Origin of the sequence: Delftia sp. UME58 (assembly GCF_014170385.1) — a bacterium.
GTDB lineage: Bacteria > Pseudomonadota > Gammaproteobacteria > Burkholderiales > Burkholderiaceae_C > Comamonas > Comamonas acidovorans.
The window spans coordinates 1-599 of sequence record NZ_LZZV01000082.1 but is presented as its reverse complement, the minus strand read 5'-3'; the positions used below and the strand labels follow the sequence as shown (position 1 = coordinate 599).

Here is a 599-nt window from a genome sequence, read left to right as displayed (position 1 = left end):
AGCATTATCAATCTGGGCTCTGTCACGACTCATTACGCACTTCTCGGATCTTCAGTCTATACAGCGTCCAAGGCAGCGATCGACGGTTACACCACCATTGTCGCCAACGAGCTTGGACCACGCGGTATACGGGTCAACACCCTGAAACCTGGTTTGACCCTGACCGAGAAAGCACTCGCGAACGGCATTCCCGACTCCGTCTTCGCCCAGGGCTTTCTCTCACGAACGCCCCTCGGTCGTCTCGGCACGACGGATGAGATTGCTAAGGCCGCAGTCTTTCTAGCGTCCGACGATGCGGCCTTTATCACCGGCGTCCACCTACTAGCCGCCGGCGGGCTTCGCTAACCTCCAGTTAGCCAGAAGGCGTTCAGGAGTTGGCGCTGGCGTGCAAGGCGGCCATATTGGCCATCCATCATACGTTCCGAATTCGGTGCAGATGGGACTGCAAGCCCGCTTACTTTCTCTTGAACGCCGCGCGCCGCTCGACTCGCTCGGCCGCAAACTTATCGCTCACCAACGCATCAAGATCATTATGTTCGACAGGCACGCCGCAATTCGGACATACAGATCCCAGCCCGACGTCATGACCGCACTCACGG

General features: G+C 58.1%; 1 protein-coding gene. It reads left to right on the top strand.

Translation table 11 applies throughout. The annotated features are described in order from the left end of the window. Positions 1-345: SDR family NAD(P)-dependent oxidoreductase (locus A9976_RS19910; RefSeq protein WP_183020440.1), on the top strand; the 345-nt coding region annotated here is incomplete at its 5' end. Positions 346-599: the final 254 nt, after the last annotated feature.